The 19,614-nt window shown below is 61.4% G+C and carries 17 protein-coding genes; 12 read left to right on the top strand and 5 right to left on the bottom strand.

All coding sequences use genetic code 11. The features are described from left to right. The first annotated feature begins 136 nt into the window (after positions 1–136). Positions 137–1,168, top strand: a complete 1,032-nt coding sequence (locus tag RVM27_RS15855; protein ID WP_498941717.1) for a LacI family DNA-binding transcriptional regulator — start codon at positions 137–139, stop codon at positions 1,166–1,168. 14 nt (positions 1,169–1,182) lie between these two features. On the opposite strand, the gene gap is transcribed toward RVM27_RS15855, so the two are convergent. After that, positions 1,183–2,187 carry a type I glyceraldehyde-3-phosphate dehydrogenase gene (gene gap, locus RVM27_RS15850; protein ID WP_230834777.1) on the bottom strand — a complete coding sequence of 335 codons (1,005 nt, stop codon included), beginning with the start codon at positions 2,185–2,187 and terminating at the stop codon, positions 1,183–1,185. Between the two features lie 238 nt (positions 2,188–2,425). On the opposite strand from gap, the gene pyk reads away from it, so the two are divergent. Together pyk and RVM27_RS15840 are read left to right on the top strand one after the other, a co-directional pair. Next, a complete protein-coding gene (pyk, locus tag RVM27_RS15845; RefSeq protein ID WP_498956960.1) occupies positions 2,426–3,892 on the top strand; it encodes a pyruvate kinase in 1,467 nt (488 codons plus the stop codon). 54 nt (positions 3,893–3,946) lie between these two features. Further along, positions 3,947–4,423, top strand: coding sequence for a methylglyoxal synthase (locus tag RVM27_RS15840; RefSeq protein ID WP_062374559.1), 477 nt, complete (start codon positions 3,947–3,949; stop codon positions 4,421–4,423). 35 nt (positions 4,424–4,458) lie between these two features. Here the strand turns inward: RVM27_RS15840 and cra are convergent, their stop codons facing one another. Next, a complete protein-coding gene (cra, locus tag RVM27_RS15835) occupies positions 4,459–5,433 on the bottom strand; it encodes a catabolite repressor/activator (RefSeq protein WP_287804937.1) in 975 nt (324 codons plus the stop codon). 237 nt (positions 5,434–5,670) lie between these two features. Here cra and ptsP point away from each other — a divergent pair, with 237 nt between their 5' ends. From ptsP to RVM27_RS15800, 7 genes are all read left to right on the top strand, one after another. Continuing rightward, positions 5,671–8,541 carry a fused PTS fructose transporter subunit IIA/HPr protein/phosphoenolpyruvate--protein phosphotransferase gene (gene ptsP / locus RVM27_RS15830; RefSeq protein WP_498956959.1) on the top strand — a complete coding sequence of 957 codons (2,871 nt, stop codon included), beginning with the start codon at positions 5,671–5,673 and terminating at the stop codon, positions 8,539–8,541. Then, positions 8,541–9,512: a 1-phosphofructokinase family hexose kinase gene (gene pfkB, locus RVM27_RS15825; protein WP_498956958.1), complete on the top strand. Its 972-nt coding sequence runs from the start codon at positions 8,541–8,543 to the stop codon at positions 9,510–9,512. The genes ptsP and pfkB overlap by 1 nt, the downstream gene beginning before the upstream one ends. Continuing rightward, positions 9,509–11,245 carry a PTS fructose transporter subunit IIBC gene (locus RVM27_RS15820; RefSeq protein ID WP_498956957.1) on the top strand — a complete coding sequence of 579 codons (1,737 nt, stop codon included), beginning with the start codon at positions 9,509–9,511 and terminating at the stop codon, positions 11,243–11,245. The genes pfkB and RVM27_RS15820 overlap by 4 nt, the downstream gene beginning before the upstream one ends. Before the next feature lie 231 nt (positions 11,246–11,476). Beyond that, a complete protein-coding gene (pgi, locus tag RVM27_RS15815; RefSeq protein ID WP_498956956.1) occupies positions 11,477–13,135 on the top strand; it encodes a glucose-6-phosphate isomerase in 1,659 nt (552 codons plus the stop codon). 239 nt (positions 13,136–13,374) lie between these two features. Further along, positions 13,375–13,632, top strand: a complete 258-nt coding sequence (locus RVM27_RS15810) for a helix-turn-helix domain-containing protein (RefSeq protein WP_498956955.1) — start codon at positions 13,375–13,377, stop codon at positions 13,630–13,632. Then, positions 13,629–14,903, top strand: a complete 1,275-nt coding sequence (locus tag RVM27_RS15805) for a type II toxin-antitoxin system HipA family toxin (protein ID WP_498956954.1) — start codon at positions 13,629–13,631, stop codon at positions 14,901–14,903. The genes RVM27_RS15810 and RVM27_RS15805 overlap by 4 nt, the downstream gene beginning before the upstream one ends. A gap of 52 nt (positions 14,904–14,955) precedes the next feature. Further along, positions 14,956–15,336, top strand: coding sequence for a gamma-glutamylcyclotransferase family protein (locus RVM27_RS15800; RefSeq protein ID WP_287804944.1), 381 nt, complete (start codon positions 14,956–14,958; stop codon positions 15,334–15,336). On the opposite strand, the gene RVM27_RS15795 is transcribed toward RVM27_RS15800, so the two are convergent. After that, positions 15,314–15,478 (bottom strand): isochorismatase, encoded by a 165-nt coding sequence (locus RVM27_RS15795; protein ID WP_287804945.1) that lies wholly within the window; start codon positions 15,476–15,478, stop codon positions 15,314–15,316. The two genes, RVM27_RS15800 and RVM27_RS15795, sit on opposite strands and share 23 nt — an antisense overlap. A 139-nt stretch (positions 15,479–15,617) precedes the next feature. On the opposite strand from RVM27_RS15795, the gene RVM27_RS15790 reads away from it, so the two are divergent. Beyond that, positions 15,618–16,697 (top strand): radical SAM family protein, encoded by a 1,080-nt coding sequence (locus RVM27_RS15790; protein ID WP_498941624.1) that lies wholly within the window; start codon positions 15,618–15,620, stop codon positions 16,695–16,697. A 38-nt stretch (positions 16,698–16,735) separates the two neighbouring features. Further along, positions 16,736–17,032, top strand: coding sequence for a winged helix-turn-helix domain-containing protein (locus RVM27_RS15785; protein ID WP_081135084.1), 297 nt, complete (start codon positions 16,736–16,738; stop codon positions 17,030–17,032). Here RVM27_RS15785 and RVM27_RS15780 read toward each other — a convergent pair. Together RVM27_RS15780 and RVM27_RS15775 are read right to left on the bottom strand one after the other, a co-directional pair. Next, on the bottom strand, positions 16,950–19,175 hold the full coding sequence (locus RVM27_RS15780) for a heavy metal translocating P-type ATPase (RefSeq protein ID WP_498957787.1): 2,226 nt from the start codon (positions 19,173–19,175) through the stop codon (positions 16,950–16,952). The two genes, RVM27_RS15785 and RVM27_RS15780, sit on opposite strands and share 83 nt — an antisense overlap. A 79-nt stretch (positions 19,176–19,254) precedes the next feature. Beyond that, entirely contained in the window at positions 19,255–19,611 is a 357-nt protein-coding gene (locus RVM27_RS15775) for a hypothetical protein (RefSeq protein WP_039179486.1), read from the bottom strand. Positions 19,612–19,614: the final 3 nt, after the last annotated feature.

The raw sequence follows: 19,614 nt of genomic DNA, 5'->3' as shown, positions 1-19,614 counted from the left end.
TCACACTATCAAGGCCGTTATTCTTGTGCACTACAAGTAAATAATTAGCCTGCGTTGTAAATACCGCCCAGGCAACGCACTCTCTCCGCCCATACTCTTCACCTGTTTAGGAAGCACCGTGACCGCCCCTCGCCGAATGACCCTAAAGGACCTTGCACTCGAACTCGGCGTCTCAACCGCGACGATTTCCAACGCCTTTAACCGACCCGACCAGCTCTCCCCCCTACTACGAGACCGCATCCTCAAAGAAGCCAAGCGCCTAGGTTACAACGGGCCAGACGCCAAAGCGCGCAGCCTGCGCACCGGACGTTCAAGTATCGTAGCGGTGATTCTGGCCGAAAGCCTGACCTACAGCTTGAACGATGCCGTTGCTAGCGAGTTTCTTTCCGGCGTGGCCGAAGTGCTGGATGCCCACGGCCATACCATGTTGCTATTACCGGGCCGAGGCCACGCTTCCCAGCCACCCGGATCGGCTAATATCGCCGATGGATTTATCGTTTACGGGCTGATGCCCAACAATAAACTGCTGAACGAACTGCCGTCGCAGCGTCCGCTGGTCTCGGTAGACTTCGATATCGACGGCTACCCCACGGTGCACATCGATGACCGCGACGCTAGCTACGCCATGGCCATGCATGCCCTTAAACAGCGTCCTACCCGGCCTGCCATCATCAACCTGCGGCTGACCAGAGAGCCCTGTAATGGCCGAGTAACGAAGGCGCATACGTTGCTTCCCGACAGCAGCACGATCAGCCGAGCACGCCTGGTCGGTTTTCATGCCGCACTCACCGAACATGGCTTTGATACCGAACAGGTTCCGCTGTGGAATATTGAAGAGAACGTATTTGACGTGTGCTCGCCGGTGATTACCGAGATCCTCGATCAGCCCGCAGAGCAGCGCCCTGACCTTTTGCTATGCATGTCAGATCGAATTGCGCTCACTGCGCTAACGCTAGCAGAGCAGCGAGGTATTCACGTCCCAGGGGAGTTACGAATTACTGGCTTTGACGGCATTGCCGAAGGGCAATATCGTGCCCCACGCTTAACCACCGTACGCCAGGACAGCGCAGGTAAAGGACGCGTGGCGGCCAAAATGATTTTAGGCCGAATACCAAAAACCCAGCAGCTGCTCAAAACCGAGCTGCTGCTGGGCGATACCTGCCCTTAAAGATCAAACAGGCGTTATTTGGCGGTTTTCTGCATCGCGATGGCGGTATCCAACATACGGTTGGAGAAGCCCCACTCGTTGTCGTACCACGCCATGATCTTCACCAGACGACCATTAACGCGAGTATGGTTAGCGTCAAAGGTGGACGAGTGCGCATCGTGATTGAAGTCGATAGACACCAGCGGCTGGGCGTTAACCGCCAGGACAGGGGAGTTTGCGGCGGCTTTCTCGACGATCGCGTTGATCTCTTCTTTGGTGGTATCACGTCCTGCCGTGAAAGTCAGATCCACCAGAGAGACGTTGATCACCGGTACGCGCACGGCCAGGCCGTCGAACTTGCCCGCCAGCTCAGGTAATACCAGACCTACTGCAGCGGCAGCGCCGGTCTTGGTCGGAATCATGGAGTGGGTAGCGCTACGGGCACGGTAGGGGTCGGAGTGGTACACATCCGACAGATTCTGGTCGTTGGTGTAGGCATGAACCGTGGTCATCAGGCCGTTTTCGATACCAACAGCGTCGTTCAGCGCTTTGGCAACCGGTGCCAGGCAGTTCGTCGTGCACGACGCATTGGACACCACAGTGTGCTCAGCGGTGAGGATGTGGTCATTCACGCCGTAAACGATGGTGGCATCCGCGTCCGGGCTGGGAGCTGAGATCAGCACACGCTTGGCGCCCGCAGCAATATGCTTGGCAGCCGCCTCGCGCTTGGTGAACAGACCAGTACACTCCATGACGAGATCGATATCCATGGACGCCCAGGGTAGGTTGGCTGGATCACGCTCGGAGGAGATCGTAATACGATCACCATCTACGCTGATGCTTTCGGCGTCATGCTCGACACTGAAGGGGAAGTGACCGTGAACCGTATCATGACGCAGTAGATGGGAATTAAGCGAAGGGTCACCCAGATCATTGATCGCAACGACCTGAACGCGATCACGGTAGCCGTTTTCATACAGTGCGCGCAGCACGTTGCGGCCGATCCGTCCAAAACCGTTAATGGCAACTCTTATTGTCATGGTAGCACCTCTATCAAGCAGTGGTCGTCGATGGCGTATCCAGTAAAAAAATTACTAAAAATACGTCTTTAATCACCTATAGGCCGATCAAAACCTGCCATAACCGCCCCTAAAGGCTAATAACTATCCAATATGTAGTAAAATTACTATATAAAGGCTATCGTAGTCCAATACTTAATCAACGATTCACCCGCCCTTTATCGGGCCACGTTCAGCAACGCTGCCCCCAGGAGCCCCTATGACACGCGCAACGTCCTCGACTCCCCTACGCCGTACCAAAATCGTCGCCACGCTTGGCCCAGCCAGCGACCGTCCCGGGGTATTGGAAGCCATGCTAAAAGCGGGCGTTGACGTGGTGCGCCTCAACTTCTCCCACGGCTCTGCTGATGATCATCGCCGCCGCCTCACCGATGTCCGCGAGATCGCCCAGCGCCTGGGCCGCAGTGTCGCCGCCCTCGGCGACTTGCAGGGCCCTAAAATTCGCATTTCGCGCTTTGCCGAAGGCGCCGTTCACCTCGAGGTTGGTCAACCGTTCGTGCTGGACATGACACTGGATGCCAATGGCGGCAGCAGCGAGCGCGTCGGCTGCGACTACAAAGCGCTCATCGATGACGTCGCCCCCGGCGACCGTCTGCTGCTGGACGATGGTCGCGTCGTGCTGGACGTCACGTCTATCGTTGGGCAAGAAGTTCACACCCGAGTTCACGTGGGTGGCAAGCTGTCCAACAATAAAGGCATCAACAAGCAAGGCGGCGGCCTTTCCGCCCCAGCGCTGACCGATAAGGATAAAGAAGACCTGAAAACCGCCATCGAGATTGGTGTGGATTACCTCGCCGTTTCGTTCCCACGCAGCGCCGCCGACATGCAGGAAGCGCGTGCTCTACTGGGCGACGAGGGCAAAGAGATCGGGCTGGTGGCGAAATTGGAGCGTGCCGAGGCCGTCGCCAACGACGACACCTTGGACGCGATCATCGAAGCATCGGAAGCGGTGATGGTCGCTCGCGGCGACCTGGGCGTAGAGATTGGCGATGAGGCGCTGATCGGCACGCAAAAGCGCATTATCAAGCATGCCCGTTCGCTGAATCGCGCGGTGATCACCGCCACCCAAATGATGGAGTCGATGATCGAATCGCCGCTCCCCACCCGTGCGGAAGTCTTCGACGTAGCCAACGCCGTGCTCGACGCCACCGATGCCGTCATGCTCTCGGCGGAAACGGCGGCAGGCGACTACCCGGTGGAAACCATCGAAGCCATGGACCGCGTCTGCCTGGGTGCCGAGCGGGAGCGCATTGCTCAAGCCTCCGGCCACCGCATCCATGAAGGCTTCGAGCGGATCGATGAAACCATTGCGCTCTCCGCCATGTACGCCGCCAACCATCTGACCGGCGTACGCGCCATTGCCTGCATGACCTCCACCGGCTACACGCCGCTGATTGCCTCGCGCATTCGGTCGGGCCTGCCAATCGTAGGCTTGGCCCATAGCCCCATCGCCCAGCGGCGCATGGCGCTTTACCGCGGCGTGGTCTCGCTTCCATTCGATACCACGCACATGGAGGCGACCGAAGTGAACCAGGAAGCCATCAAGCTGCTGAAAGCCCATGGATTGGCACGCCCAGGCGAGCATGTCATTCTTACTCGCGGCGACCACATGAATGCCCACGGTGGCACCAACACCATGAAAGTACTGGCCGTCGACGCCGAATGAATAACCGTCTCGACGGACGATGAATAACAAGCGAATGACCAGGAGAGCCATGCCATGAACGATGCCCGCCCACCCCGCCAAGCCGTGCGCACGCTGCAACCGCGCAAGCGTATTGCGCTGATTGCCCACGATGGCAAAAAAACCGAGATGCTGGAGTGGGCGACGCGCTGGCAAGACACACTCAGCCAGCACACGCTGATTGGCACAGGCACTACCGCCGGGCGGCTGAAAACCGCCCTGGGGCTAGAAGTGGAAGGCTTAATGAGCGGGCCGCTAGGCGGCGACCAGCAGATCGGCGCGCGCATCGCCGAGCAGCAGCTCGACGTATTGATCTTCTTCTGGGACCCCTTTGCACCGCAGCCCCACGACCCGGACGTGAAAGCACTGCTGCGTTTAGCGGCGCTGTGGAACGTGCCGGTAGCGTGTAATGCGGCGAGTGCTGACTTTCTGCTCTCCTCGCCCTACTTGGCCGAACGCTACGATATGTCGATTCCAGACGCGAATGCCTGGGCAAAGGCCCGCACGGTATAATAGGCACGCACGGTATAGCCGCGCGCACCTCTTACTTAGCGAGTACGCAGGTGGCGTGCCACCACCTGCTGACCGCATTGGTAGCTTCCGTTCATCGCGCCGAGCGCGCACTGCAGCGTCAGCTCGGCGATGCGGTCGTAATCTTGCAGTGCCGAATTGACCGGCTGCGGCAGAAAATCTAGCAGGCGATGATCGCCGAAGGTGGCTAACCGAAGTGTCTCTGGCAGCCCACCCTGGGCGAGCAGCTCATCAAACACACCTTCCATGAGCGCATAAGACGCCGTGACCAGCGCGTCGATCTCACCTACCGCCAAGGCTTGCTTAACCAGCTCAACGCCTACGTCACGCTCATAGCGCTCGCCGCTAAAGGTGACGGCTTCAACTCCCTGCCCTTCTAATGCCTCTAAGAATCCCGCACGGCGCTCCCGGCTAACCGACAGCTCAGGCATTGCATCCAGCCACGCGATTCGCCGCGCTGCGCTACCCATCACCGAGCGCGTCAGCGCGTAAGCCGCCTCTTGGTCATTGCTCACCACGCTGGCAAAACGCTCGGGTGTCAGGCCACGGTCCATCCCAACGACGCTCCAGCCTTCGTCGGCCAAATCCGTATAAAAAGTGTCGCTCTCTGGCAGACAGCTGGCGGTAATCAGCACCTCACAGCGCTGGGCGCGCAGCGCCAAGGCCAGCGCGCGCTCACTATCCGCGCAGTCATCGGAACTCACCACCAGCAGCTGGTAGCCGCGCTCACGAGCACCGCGCTCCAAGCGTTTAGCGAGGCGCGCATAGCTGATGTTTTCTAAATCCGGGACGATCAGACCAATTAATCGGCTAGCGCCCCGGCGCAGCGCGGCGGCCTGGGGGTCAATGTGATAGCGGTGCTGACGCACCACAGCCATCACTTTATCGATGGTGGCCGGGCTAATACGCCGCTGTTCGGCCTGGCCGTTGATTACATAGCTTGCCGTGGTGCGCGAAACCCCGGCAAGCCGGGCAATATCGGCAAGTGTCATGCTGGTTTCTCCCTAGATGAAGACGGCAGTTTAGCAGCCGTTTTACCCTCTTCAGACAAAAGTCTAAAGAAACAACCCTTGTGCCAAAAAGTGAATCGATTCAGCATAGCCAACTAACCACAGGTGACACGATTCATCCAGCTAACCTTAACGATCTACGACTAACGTTTTATGCGCGCACTTTCGCCGCCAATCGCAGACGTTGCCGTTGCCTGACCGCGTTTACAGGAGACCCCTATGTTGACACTCGGCCCCGATGACATCTTGCTCGACCGCCACGCGGACAACTGGCAAGCTGCGCTCGACAGCGCCGCCAACGCTCTGGCAGAGGCTGGCTTGGTTGCGGCCGAGTATCGCGATGGCCTCCACGCCCGCGAAGCGCAGTCCTCAACGTACCTAGGCAACGCCATTGCCATTCCCCACGGCACTCCAGAAAGCCGCCATCACGTCAAACGTACCGGCGTACGGGTGCTGCAGTTCCCTAAAGGGGTGCAGTGGCACGACGGCAACACCGTTCACGTACTGGTCACGATAGCGGCACAAAACGACGAGCACCTGGATATTCTGCGCCAGCTTACCCACGTCCTCGACCGCGACGGCGTAGCAACCGAGTTGGCCCGCGCCAGCTCCGCCGTCGATGTTGCGCGCCTGCTCTCGAAGCCGTCATTAGCACCGCGCCTGGATGCCGATACGCTGTGTGTTAACTTCCCCGCCCGCGACCCGCAGGAACTGGCCCTGGCGGCCGCGGCCCGGCTGCGTCAAAGCGGCTGCGTGGATAACGGCTTTATTAGTGCCGTGGCGAGCGCCCAGCCCCAGTGGTTGGGCAAAGGCTTATGGCTTTCAAGCCACGCCCAAGGGGTGAACCAGCCCGCACTAGGCGTGGCAACGCCCGCCGATAGCACCATCGAGCATGGCGGTCATCCGGTTCATGCGCTGTTCTGCTTGGCCGCCAGCGGCGATGCCCACCGGCCGCTGCTCGAACAGTTGATGGCGGTACTAGAGAACGGCGAAAGCGACAGCTTTGTGGGCAAAAATAGCGCCCAACTGCTGGCAGCGCTGGCCGGTGAAACCGCCAGCACCCAAACCCGCCGCGTGCGCGTTCTGAACCCCCACGGCCTGCACGCCCGCCCGGCCAAACAGCTGGTACAGATCGCCCGTGCCCAGCCCATGCCCATCAACGTACGCCTGGAAGAGGGCAGCGCCACTACCGTCTCCGCCGCCAGCTTGACCAAAGTGATTGGCCTGGGCGCGCGCCGCGGCCAGTGGCTGATTTTCTCCGCCGAGGGCGAACAGGCAAATGCCGCGTTAGACGCCATTGCCGCCGCCGTCGAAAGTGGCTTGGGTGAGAAAGTCACACCCTTCGATGGCGGTCGCGACGCGGCCCCAGCCGCTAGCACCAGTAAGCCCGCCGTCGAACCACTCGTTGCCGATACGCCCCATTCCGGCGTGGCCGCTTCGCCGGGTTTGGCGATTGCCCCGGTGTTCGTCATTCGCCCGATGCAGTTCGACTATCCTGAGCACGCCAATCAGCCCGACGACGAGATCGCCCGCCTGGAGGCAGCGCTGAAAGAAGGGGCTGCCCAGCTGCAGGCGCTGGTACACAAAGCGCCCGGCGGCGAAGTCGCGGACATTCTCTCCATGCATGAAGAGATGCTCGACGACCCCGAACTTCACCAGGCGGCCATCGACGCCATCCGCGAAGGCCGCTCGGCGGAAGCGGGATGGTGGGAAGCCATCGACACCGCCGCCCACGCCCAAGAGATGCTGGCCGACCGGCTGCTGGCCGAACGCGCCGCCGACCTGCGCGATGTCGGCCGCCGCGTGTTAGGCATTTTGTGCGACGTCAGCCTGCCCGAGCCGCCTGATCACCCTTACATCTTGGTCATGGACGATATCGGCCCCTCCGATGTGGCCCGCCTGGATACCTCCCGCGTGCGTGGCCTGCTGACCGTGCGCGGCGGCGCCACCGCCCACAGCGCCATCTTGGCCCGCGCGCTGGGCATTCCTGCCGTCGTAGGCGCCGGTGAAGCGGTGATGGCGCTGCATAACGGCAGCATGATGATTCTGGACGGCGAGCGTGGCCGCGTGACTTCGCAGCCGTCCGAGGAGCGCCTGCGCCGCGCCGAACAGCAGCTGCTCGACCAGCAGCAGCGTGAAGCGGACGCCTGGGAGCTACGCTTCGAACAGGCGCAAACCCGCGACGGCCACAAGGTGGAAGTGGCTGCCAACCTCGGCAACACCGCCCACGCCGCCGATGCGGTAGAGCGCGGTGCGGAAGGGGTCGGCCTGCTGCGCACCGAGTTCCTGTTCATGGCCTACTCGAGCGCGCCGGATCTCGCTACGCAAATCGCCGAGTACCGCGAAGCCACCGATGCGCTTAATAGCCGCCCGCTCGTCGCCCGCACCCTGGACGTCGGCGGCGACAAACCGCTGCCCTACTGGCCGGTGCCCCAGGAAGACAACCCCTTCCTCGGCCTGCGCGGTATTCGCTTAGCGCTGACCCAGCCGGACGTGCTGGAAACGCAGCTTCGCGCCCTGCTGATGGCCGCCGTAGGCAAACCGCTGCGCATCATGCTGCCGATGGTCAAGGACGTGGCCGAATTCCGCGCCGCCAAAGCCATTTACGACCGCCTGCTCAACGAGATCTCCCCGCAGCAGCGCGCCACCGACGTACAGCTTGGCGTGATGATCGAAGTCCCTTCCAGCGCTCTTCTAGCACCGACGCTGGCCGCCGAGGTCGACTTCTTCTCAGTCGGTACCAACGATTTAACCCAGTACACCCTCGCGATTGATCGCGGCCACCCAGAGCTATCCGCTCAAGCCGATGGCCTGCACCCGGCGGTACTGCGGTTGATTCAAATGACCGTTGAGGCCGCCCACGCCCACGGCAAATGGGTCGGTGTGTGTGGTGAACTGGCTTCTGATGCCATGGCCGTACCGGTTCTGGTGGGCTTAGGTGTCGATGAACTCTCGGTGAGTGCACGCCAAATCCCGCTGGTCAAAGCCCGCCTGCGCGAGTTTGATCTTGCCCAAGCCCAGGCTAGTGCCCAGTTGGCGCTGAGCCAAGCTACCAGCGACGACGTCCGCGACGCCCTGGAGGCCCGCTAATGGCACGCGTGGTCTGTATTACGCTCAACCCCGCGCTGGATCTCGCCTTCAATCTGGAGGCGCTGACGCTGGGGCACGTCAACCGCCCCACCGGCGCGCAGCTAGAAGCGGCCGGTAAAGGGGTGAACGTCGCCCGAGTACTGGCCAGCCTTGGCCATGAGGTGGTCGTCAGCGGCTTTTTGGGCGAAGAGAACGACGCTCCTTTCAGCCTCGCCTTCCCCCGTTACAGCGTCATCGACGCCTTCGTGCGGGTGCCGGGCAGCACGCGCATCAATGCCAAACTGGCCGAGCAGAGCGGTCGGGTGACCGATATCAACGGCCCCGGCATGCCCATCGAAGCCGCCCATCTGGAGGCGTTACGCACCACGCTCGATGGCCTGTTCGAGAGTAGCGCGCCGCCTGAGGCTGTGGTGGTCGCAGGCAGCCTGCCTCCCGGCATCGACCAACCCGCGTTTGGCGAACTGCTTGCCTTCTTGAAAGGTTTCGCAGTGCCGCTGTGGGTGGATACCAGCGGCCCGGCGCTGCTCACGGCAATTGCCGCGCAGCCTGCCGCCGTAAAACCCAACGAAACCGAGCTGGCCGACTGGGCAGGAAGCGTGCTCGATACCGAACAGCAGCGCCAAGCCGCCGCCAAGCGGCTGCACGCCAGCGGTATCGAACACGCGCTGATTTCCGCCGGTGCCGAAGGCGTCTTGTGGGCCAGCCAGTACGGCACTTGGCACTCGACGCCGCCCAGCGTTCATGCAGTCAACACCGTGTGTGCGGGCGATACCTTCGTGGCGGGCATGCTGCATGGGCTGCTGAGCCAGCACGACCCCGACGCCACGCTGCGCTTCGCCACGGCGCTGTCTGCCGAAGCCGTTCGCCATGTTGGCGTGGGCAACCCCCACGCCGACGATTTCGACTCACTCCAACAACAGACCCGGGTACGGCGTCTTGACGACACCCACACCGAGGGAGCCACGCGATGAACCTGATCCTGATTACCGCCTGCCCCAGCGGCATGGCGACCACCTTCCTGGCCGCCAAGCGCCTGGAACAAGCCGCCACCCGGCTGGGCTGGCACGTCCATGTGGAAATGCATGGTGAAATTGCCCCTCTGCAGGCGGCCACCGCCGAACAGATCGCCAACGCCGACCTGATCGTGGTCGCCGCCGACCAGGTCCCGGCCCCGGAGCGTTTCGAAGGTAAGCGGCTGTTCAAGGCGCCGATTGCCAGCGCCCTTCCCGACCCTACGGCGTTTTTGACCCAGGCAAAACGCGACGCCCCTCTGTATAGCTCCCCGGCCACCACCGCAGCGGCCCCCGCTGGCAGCCCAGGCGGCCAACGCATCGTTGCCGTCACCGCCTGCCCCACCGGCGTTGCCCACACCTTCATGGCCGCCGAAGCGCTGGCCGAAGCGGGCAAGGCCATGGGCCACCAGATTCGCGTGGAAACCCAGGGCTCGGTGGGTGCACAAAACCAGCTCACCGATAAAGAGATCGCCGCCGCCGACGTGGTCGTGCTGGCCTGCGACATCGAAGTGGACCCTTCTCGCTTTGCGGGCAAGCGCATTTATCGCACCTCCACCAGCAACGCGCTGAAAAAGCCCCGCCCGACGCTGGAAGCCGCGCTGACTGACGCGGCGGTGGAAGATAGCACCAGCGCTGCTGGCGGCGCCTCGGCCAAAAAGGGGATCAAGGAAAAAGGCGTCTACAAGCACCTGCTGACCGGCGTTTCTTTCATGCTGCCCATGGTCGTCGCGGGCGGCCTGTTGATTGCCCTGTCGTTCGTGTTTGGTATCGAAGCGTTTCAGGAAGAAGGCACCCTGGCGGCAGCATTGATGCAGATCGGTGGCGGCACCGCCTTTGCACTGATGATTCCCGTGCTGGCAGGCTACATTGCCTACTCGATTGCCGACCGCCCCGGCATCGCCCCCGGCATGATCGGCGGCATGCTGGCCGCCAATATCGATGCCGGTTTCATCGGCGGCATTCTGGCCGGCTTCCTGGCAGGCTATGTGGCGCTGGCCGTGACGCGGTACGTCAAGCTGCCTGCCAGCGTGGAATCCCTCAAGCCGATCCTGATCATCCCATTCGTGGCCAGCCTGGTCACCGGCCTGACCATGATCTACGTGATCGGCGAACCCGTGGCCGCCATCATGGCCGCCCTGACCGGCTTCCTCTCCTCCATGGGCTCTACCAACGCCGTGCTGCTGGGGATTCTGCTGGGCGCCATGATGTGCTTCGACCTGGGTGGGCCCGTCAACAAAGCCGCCTACACCTTCGGCGTGGGCCTGCTGGCATCGCAAACCTACGCGCCCATGGCGGCCATCATGGCAGCGGGCATGGTGCCTGCCATTGGCATGGGCATCGCCAGCTTTGTGGCGCGCAACAAGTTCTCTGCCCCTGAGCGGGAAGCGGGCAAGGCATCGTTCGTGCTGGGCCTGTGCTTCATCAGCGAAGGCGCGATTCCCTTTGCCGCGAAAGACCCGCTGCGGGTGATTCCGGCCTGTATCGCGGGGGGCGCGGTGACCGGCGCGCTCTCCATGCTGATCGGCGCTCAACTGATGGCGCCGCACGGCGGTATCTTCGTGCTCCTGATCCCCAACGCCATCACCCCGGCGTTCCTCTACCTGGGGGCGATCATTGCGGGCTCCTTGATTACTGGCCTGGGCTATGCGTTCATCAAGCGCGGTGCTGCACAGGTAGCGGTGGCCAGCTAACGGTTGCACACTGGCCTTACCAAGGGGCGGGGGCGGGCCCAGGCCCGCCCTTTTTGCAGTCACGCCACGCAGCTCGCACAAAATCTAGTTTTATTACTCTTTTTCTAACGACTTAAGCTACAAAGCGCTTTCATGGCGCCCGATATGTAGTATTTTTACATAAACAAGAATCACGATTGGAGCCCCCTCTGATCTGAAACAACGATGTAAAAACAAATAGGACCGCCCGTTATGTTTCAACTCACTCGCAGCGTTACTTGGCAGGCCCTAGAGCGCCTGCGCGATAAAACCGCCAACGACCGCATTCGTGATTACTTTACGAGTGACCCGCAGCGCTTTGAAAAAATGAGCCTGCGCGTCGGCGGCCTTTTTCTGGACTACTCAAAGCACCAGGTGTCTGATGCGGTACTGGCCAAGCTGATCGAACTGGCCGACCACTCGGCTCTGGTACAGCGCCGTGCTCAGATGTTCTCCGGCGACATCATCAACGTCACCGAAAACCGCCCGGTACTGCACACCGCGCTACGCCATTTGGGCGACGAGCCGGTCTACGTGGACGGCGAAGACGTGATGCCCGAAATCACCCGCACCCGCGAGCAGATCAAGGTGTTCTCCGAGGCGGTGCGTAACGGAGAGTGGAAAGGCTATAACGGCCAGCGTATTAAAGACGTGGTCAATATCGGCATTGGCGGCTCGGACCTGGGCCCCAACATGGCGGTGCGGGCGCTGCTGAAATACCGGCATCCGGAGCTGCACTTTCACTTCGTGTCCAACGTGGACGGCACTCACATTCAGAAAGTGCTCTCACGGCTCGACCCCGCCACCACGCTGTTCATCGTTTCTACCAAGACCTTCTCCACTCAGGAGACCCTGCTCAACGCCAAGACGGCGCGGCGCTGGTTCCTGGAGAACGCTGGCGAAGACGCGGACGTGGGCGCGCACTTTATTGCCGCCTCTACTAACCGCAAAGCGGCCATGGAGTTCGGCATTCGCGAAGAGAACGTGTTCGAGTTTTGGGCCTGGGTAGGTGGACGTTACTCCATGTGGTCGTCCATCGGCCTGCCCATCGCGCTCTCGATTGGCTTTGAAGGCTTCATCGAGCTGCTGGAAGGCGCTCACGAGATGGACCGCCACTTTATCGAAGCGCCTTTCGCTCAGAACATGCCCGTACTGATGGCGCTGATTGGCATTTGGTACATCAACTTTATCGGCGCGGAAACCCAGGCCATCGTGCCCTACGACCAAGCGCTGAACCAGTTACCCTCTTTCCTGCAGCAGTTGGATATGGAGTCCAACGGCAAGTCGGTGGATATTTTCGGCCACCCGGTGAACTACAAAACCGGCCCGATTGTATGGGGCCAAACTGGCTCCAACGGCCAGCACGCGTTCTTCCAGCTATTGCACCAGGGCACCCGCTACGTGCCCATCGACTTCATCGCTTCGCTCAAGCCGGAGCCGGGCGTGGAAGACCACCACTTTGCCCTGCTCACCAACATGCTGGCCCAGGCCAATGCCTTCATGGAAGGCAGCCAGGGCGACAGCAAAGAGCTGAGCCAACTGGACCCCTACAGCTGCCCCGGCAACCGCCCTTCCAGCACGCTGCTGTTGGACGAGCTGACGCCGAAGAACCTCGGCGCGCTGATTGCGCTGTATGAGCACAAGGTGTTCGTACAGGGCGTGATCTGGAACATCAACTCGTTTGATCAGTGGGGCGTACAGCTAGGCAAGCGCATCGCCGGTGAAATCAGCGAGCGCATCGACGCCAACGCCGCCGACTTCGACGCCTCCACCCAGGGCCTGCTGGAACTCGTTCGCGCCCACTTCCCGGGCACCGCACACCGCGCAGACCCCGGAGCCGGAGACAAAAAGCCCGCTCGCAAGAAGCGTTAGGCTCAAGCGGCATTGACTGATGGCCTACACTACGGTGGGGGCCATCAGTCAATGCCCAGACTTACGCAGTGCCCCGAGCCCAGGTAGCGAGTCGTTACAACCCACCGGCCACGCTTTCCCCATAGGGATAAAATTACCCCTTTCCACTGACACTGCCTCTTATTTTCCCTATCGGGAAAGTTCGGCTACTATACGTACTCCAGTCCGGTAATTTTCCTTATAGGGAAACGCGAGCGTATATGCCTACCCTGCCAGCCCCAACCAACGCGGCGCTTTATTCGATTGAATCCGCCAGCAGTCTTGGCCTGATCATCCGTCAGGCTCGTAAACGCCAGCATCTGACTCTGGAAACCCTGGCGGGACTGTGCGGCGTCAGTATTCGCTTTTTAAGTGAACTCGAAAACGGCCGCGACACATGCGGCATGGGCAGAGTATTGCGCGTCCTGGAAACACTCGGTATCGAGCTTTTGGCACAGCCAATGGATAGCGATTCATGACCACTGAAACGCTTATCGTGTGGCAGAACCACCAACGGGTGGGCACACTCTGGCGCGGCGCAGATAGCCGCCTCATGGGCTTTGAGTATGACGCAGAGTGGCAAGCTAGCGGGCAGGCCATTTCCAACAGCCTTCCTTTACACCAACGGACATGGCCGCCCGAAGCACTGACTGCCCATCATTGGTTCGGCAACCTACTGCCAGAAGAGCAAGCACGTGCGGCGATTATCCGCCAACTGGGCATTCCTGATGACGACTTCACGCTGCTGACCGCGCTTGGTGGAGATTGCGCCGGGGCACTGTCGATTCTGCCGCCTCATCAACTACCAGAGCCTGCGTCCAGCAATGACGACGGTACGCCACTGCCGCAAGAAAGACTTAACGAGTGGGCGGCCTTTCAACAACGTTATGCGCTATTTGCAGCGTCACAACCAGCCCCCAGGCCACGTCTTTCACTGGCCGGTGCACAAGACAAGATTCCTGTGATCTGGCGTGAGGAAGCTTTTTATTTGCCCCAAGGCACTGCTGCCTCTTCGCATATCATCAAGTTTGCGGTAGATGGACGCGACCAAGTTATTTTCAATGAGCTTTACCTCAACACGCTGGCCAAGCTGGTCGGCATCGAGTGCCCCCGCACTTCAATACATTATGCAGAGAAGTGCCCACTATTAGTGGTTGAGCGTTACGATAGAGCATGGGTCAACGGCTCTCTGCAACGCGTGCATCAGGAAGATTTATGCCAGGCAATGGGCAGACCTCGTACGCAGAAATACCAGGAGCACGGCGGACCGACGCTGGCCGACTGCTTTCATCTGTTACGTGAGGTATGCAGGCCACCTGCCCCAGCATTGCAACAGTTGCTCCGCTGGCAAATTTTTAACGTATTGGTAGGCAACAGTGATGGCCACGCAAAAAATGTGTCATTACTACAAGATGCAAAAGGCAAATGGCGTATTGCTCCCGCTTACGACTTGGTGGGCACCATTGTTTTAGGATATGACCCTAGCTTGGCATTCTCCATTGGCAACCAAAACAACACCATGCAGCTTTTATCTCGTGACTGGAAGCAGCTGGCGACGCAGAGCAAAATTAGCTATCCATTCATCAAACGAGAGATTGAGCGACTTAAAGCGCTACTGCTTCGATTTGTTGACTCCACAGAAATGCAGCAAGCTTTAATAGAGGCAGGGCTATCCGAGGGCGCTTGGCCACGTTTACAACAACAGCGCCACCACATCGTAAAACAGTGCAAGAAAGCAGCGCATTGGTGACTTCATTCTCTTGCTAACCCCAGCTCCCAGGTAACGAAAAACGAGCATCCTCATGAACTACCTTGACCAGGCAATCCAACGCTGCCCCCGCGTGGCGGTATACGGCACGTTAAAGCACGGTCATCGCAATCATCATTGGCTGGGCGGCGCAGACATGCTGGGCCAGGACTGCTTGACGGCGATTACGCTTTACGACCTGGGACCCTACCCCGGCGCCAAGCTCATGCCCTCCACAGGCGTTGTGGTGGAAGTGTATGCCATCGATGCCGAGCGGCTAGCCCGGCTCGATGAGCTGGAAGATTACCTGCACCACTCTCCGACAGAGGGGATGTACGACCGGGCGGTGCTGGCGACCACTCATGGCGATGCCTGGTGCTACCTCTACAACCCAGTCGTCGAGGAAGCATCGCTCATTCGCCACGGCGAGTGGTAAACCGCGCCAGCGCTCCTTGCGTATCCACGATCTGCGCATACTCTCCCGCCAGATTGGCCAGCGACATGGCGTGCACTTCATCGGCGGTACGCTCCGTGCCCGCGTAATCGCACTTGGCAAACGTAAACGTCGCGTCGCTCACGACCCAGGTACCGAAACCGAGATTGCCTGCGGTGCGCAAACAGTTGATGGCGCACCGCTGCCCCTTGCTTGCAGAGCATGACAAACACCCTATACTGTATGGATACACATATCTTAGGTAGCTCAGCGCGAGACTCCTGATGACGGCTCATAACCTTCCCCGATCCGCCGTGCATAAAGGTCGCGGTGCCACTTACGACCCCCATAACCGTTTTTCACCGACCCGCAGCGTCATGGAGGACGATGGCTGGTGGCAAGAGGAAGCTCGCCCATCGCTGGCTACCGAAGTGCGCGAAGAGCCCAGCAAAAGCGCGCTCTCCTGGAACCGCTCACCCGATCTGCCCTTTGACCGCTCCCTGAACCCTTATCGTGGCTGCGAACATGGCTGCGTGTATTGCTATGCCCGCCCTTCCCACGCCTATTGGGACCTGTCGCCGGGGCTGGATTTTGAAACCCGACTGATCGCCCGCAGCGGCCTGGTCGAGCATCTGAAAGAGGAGCTTTGCCATCCGCAGTATGTCTGCCGCCCCATCAACCTGTCTGGCAACACCGACTGCTACCAGCCGCTGGAAGCCACATACCAGACGACCCGGCGCCTGCTGGAGCTGCTGCTGGCCTGTCGCCACCCGGTCACTCTGGTAACCAAGAGCACGCTGATCCTGCGTGACCTGGACCTGCTGGCGGAAATGGCGGAGCACCGCTTGGTGAGGGTGTTCGTCAGCCTGACCAGCCTGGACGCCAACCTCAAGCGTACGCTGGAGCCTCGGGCGGCATCGCCCCAGGCACGCTTGAGAGCCATTCGCGAGCTGAACACGGCAGGCATACCGGTAGGCACGCTGGTGTCACCGATCATCCCGGGCCTCACCGACCATGAAATCGAGCGCATCCTCGAAGCGGCCAGCCGGGCGGGGGCACGAACCGCGACCTGGATGCTGTTGCGACTGCCCCATGAAGTCGCCCCCCTGTTCGAAGCCTGGCTGAACGCCCATTACCCGGAACGCGCCGCCAAGGTCATGAGCTTGATGCGCCAATGCCGCGGCGGCCAGAACTACGATGCACGGTTTGGTAAGCGCTTTCGTGGGGAAGGGGTCTTTGCCGACCTGATCGCCCAGCGTTTCCAGCGCGCCAGCCGTCAATGGAACATGCAATCGCGCACCGAGCAGGGCTTGAACACCCGCGACTTTCGGCCACCGCGGGCGCAGGGGGATTTATTTGATTAGACTGCTGGAGTACACATCACCAAGAAGACGCCCTCGCTATGTCGCTCAGTAAAACAAAATCCAGCTTTTACCGCCGCCTATACGTGGCCCACTTGATCGAACAAGGTATTTCCAGCGTGCCTGCGCTGATGGAAGCCACCGGCATGCCCAGGCGCACGGCTCAGGATACCATTGCCTCGCTGAGCGAACTGGACATCGAGTGCGTGTTCGAAAAAGGCGACGGCGAGCGCCATAACATCGGCCACTACGTCATCAAGCAGTGGGGCGCGATCGATCCGCGCTGGGTGGCGCAACATGCTCAGCGGCTGGGTGAGGCGTTGGGCTACCGTGAGTAGGCCCAAGCGCATCGGGCTCGGCCCAGGTCAGCCTCGCGGCGTTGAGTGTGACGCTGAGGGAGCTGGCGGCCATGGCCAGCACGGCGACCAGCGGGGGAATGGCCATGGTGACCACCAACCCCAGCGCCAAGGTGTTATAGAGCGCCGATAGCAGCAGGTTTTGGACCATGACTCGACGCGTTCGCTGGGCAACCCTCAACAGCCTGGCGACACCCGCAATACCGGGATACAGCAGTTGAGCAGCGGCCCCTTCCCGAGCAGCGTCGCTGGCGTGCAACGGGGCCACACCCACCGCAGCTGCTGCCAGGCTCAGCGTGTCGTTGACCCCATCGCCCACGTACAGCGTGGGCGATGGCAGCGCCTCCAGCAAACGTGCCTTGGCCTCCGGGGAGCGCTGGGCATAGCACGCTTCCCGCGATAGACCAACACGCTGGCCCAGCCACTGCACCGGGCCCTGGCGATCTCCGCTGATCAGTGCCAGCACGTAACCGGCGCTCTGCAGCTGGGCAAGCGTGGCCTGGGCATCCGGCACGGGCTGGTCGGCCAGGTACAGGGTGGCCAGCCATCCTTGCTCATCCGCCACCAGCACCTCGGATGCAAAGCCATATGCCGGGTGCTGTGCATCGGCGGGGATCTCCTTGCCCTGCTGGGCCAGCCACGCGGTACTGCCCAGCCACCAGGTGTGGCCATCGGCGAAGGTGATGGTTTGCCCGGCCCCCGGCGTTTCATGAACCTCCACCTGATCCCGAGAAGTGCCGCTTGCCCAGTGGCGCAGTCCGTTCGCCAGCGGGTGTTCACTCTGCCTGACTGCCAAGGCCAACTGTTGGCGGAATAATTCCGCTTCTTCCCCCTCGCGCAGCATCGCGTGCAGTACGCGATGCTGCCCCTGGGTCAAAGTGCCGGTCTTGTCGAACGCCACCGAGCGCACCTTGGCCAACACTTCCAGCGCGGCAGGGTCGCGCAGGGCAATACCCTGCTGGGTGGCCTGGCTGCTGCCCGCCAGGCTTGCCAGCGGCACGGCCAAGCCCACGGCGCAGGGGCAGGCCACCACCAGCACCGAGAGCGCGCGCACGCTCGCTTCATCCCACCCCACGCCCAACAGCCAGGCAATGGGCAGGGTCACTGCCGCCAGCACCAGCGCGGCGGGGCTCAGCCAGGCGGCAAACCGTTCGGCCAAGGTGTGGAGCTCCCCTTTTTGCGTTTGAAATCGACGCATCTGGTCACACAGTTTGTCCATTCGCCGCTGGCCCGCCGTGGCGGTCACGGTCAGTTCCAGCGAGCCGCCCTGCCCACCGCGGCCCATAAAACGACAGCCTGCATACACTGGCTGCCCGGCACCCACGAAGCGCGGCTGGCTTTCACCGGACAGCGTGGCGGTGTCCAGCCAGCCGTCGGTCTCCAGGGTGCCATCCAGCGGCACCACGTCGCCTGTGACAACGGCAATGCGTTGGCCCAGCGTGACCTCCTCGATGGCGGTTTCCTGAACCTGCCCTTGATGCAGCACCTGCACCGACGTGTCGGGCAGCGCCAGCGCATCGAAGGCTTTCAAGCCCCGCTGACGACACAGCGTTTCGACCAGTCGCCCCACCAATAGCAGGACGATCAGCATCACCGCCGTATCGAAATAGACCTCTACCGAGCCACGCCACAAAAGGCCCAGCGATACCACCACGGCGCCCAGGACGCCCAGGCTCACCAGTACGTCCATGCCGGGCCGCCTTGCCCGCAGTGTGCGCCAGCCCGCCCGGTAGAAAGGCAGCCCGGCATAGCTCACCACGGGAATCGCAAAGGCACCCGACACCCAGGCCAGCACGCTCTCAAGCGCGGCCGTGGGCATTGCCCCGGCGTAGATCAGCAGCGAGGCCAGCATGGTCCACATGCCAAACACCGAGCCGACGATCAAGCGCAGGGTCAAGTAACGGCTTTCCTGCTCCAGCCGGGCATGGGCGTCCTGCAGGTCTTCCAACGGCGCCAGCCGATAGCCCAGCCGCGCCACGTTGGGCGCCAGTGCGTCCAGCGCCGTGGCATCGGGCTCACCCTTCACCCACACGGTGGCGGTCGGGTAGTGGACGCTGGCGTCGAGCACCCCCGGCTGCTGTTTGAGCGCTCCTTCCACCGCCAGCGCACAGCTGGTGCACCACATGCCGTGCAGCGTGTACAGCGGTGCTTCCAGGCCGTCGGGTTGGGCCGCGTGCGTGGCCGATGCGTCGCTCAAGGCCACGTTACACGCAAGGCGGAATGCCTATGATCGGCAGCGCCACGAACACCACGCTAAGCGCCGAGAACAGATACAGCCCCGCCGAGACCACGGCATTGAAGCGAGCACGCCCCTGGTGGTGCTGACCTGCTTGCCAGCACCACCAGGTAAGCGCCGCCAGCAGCGCGGTCGTGACGAGACTCAGCAGCAGCATCCAGCCATTGAGCAGCGTGAACACGCCACGCTCCGTGGCGGGGGCCGCCACCTCGCAGGCCACGGCGTGGCCTCCATAAACGGCGATGAACCAGATGCACCATACGGTCAGGCCCACCACGAAGTGGATGGGATGCGTCAACCTCAAGCGCTCGAGTAAAGGTGACATGGC

The organism is Halomonas sp. KM007 (genome assembly GCF_050709225.1).
Taxonomy (GTDB): domain Bacteria; phylum Pseudomonadota; class Gammaproteobacteria; order Pseudomonadales; family Halomonadaceae; genus Vreelandella; species Vreelandella hamiltonii.
This window is presented reverse-complemented; position numbering and strand designations above follow the sequence as displayed.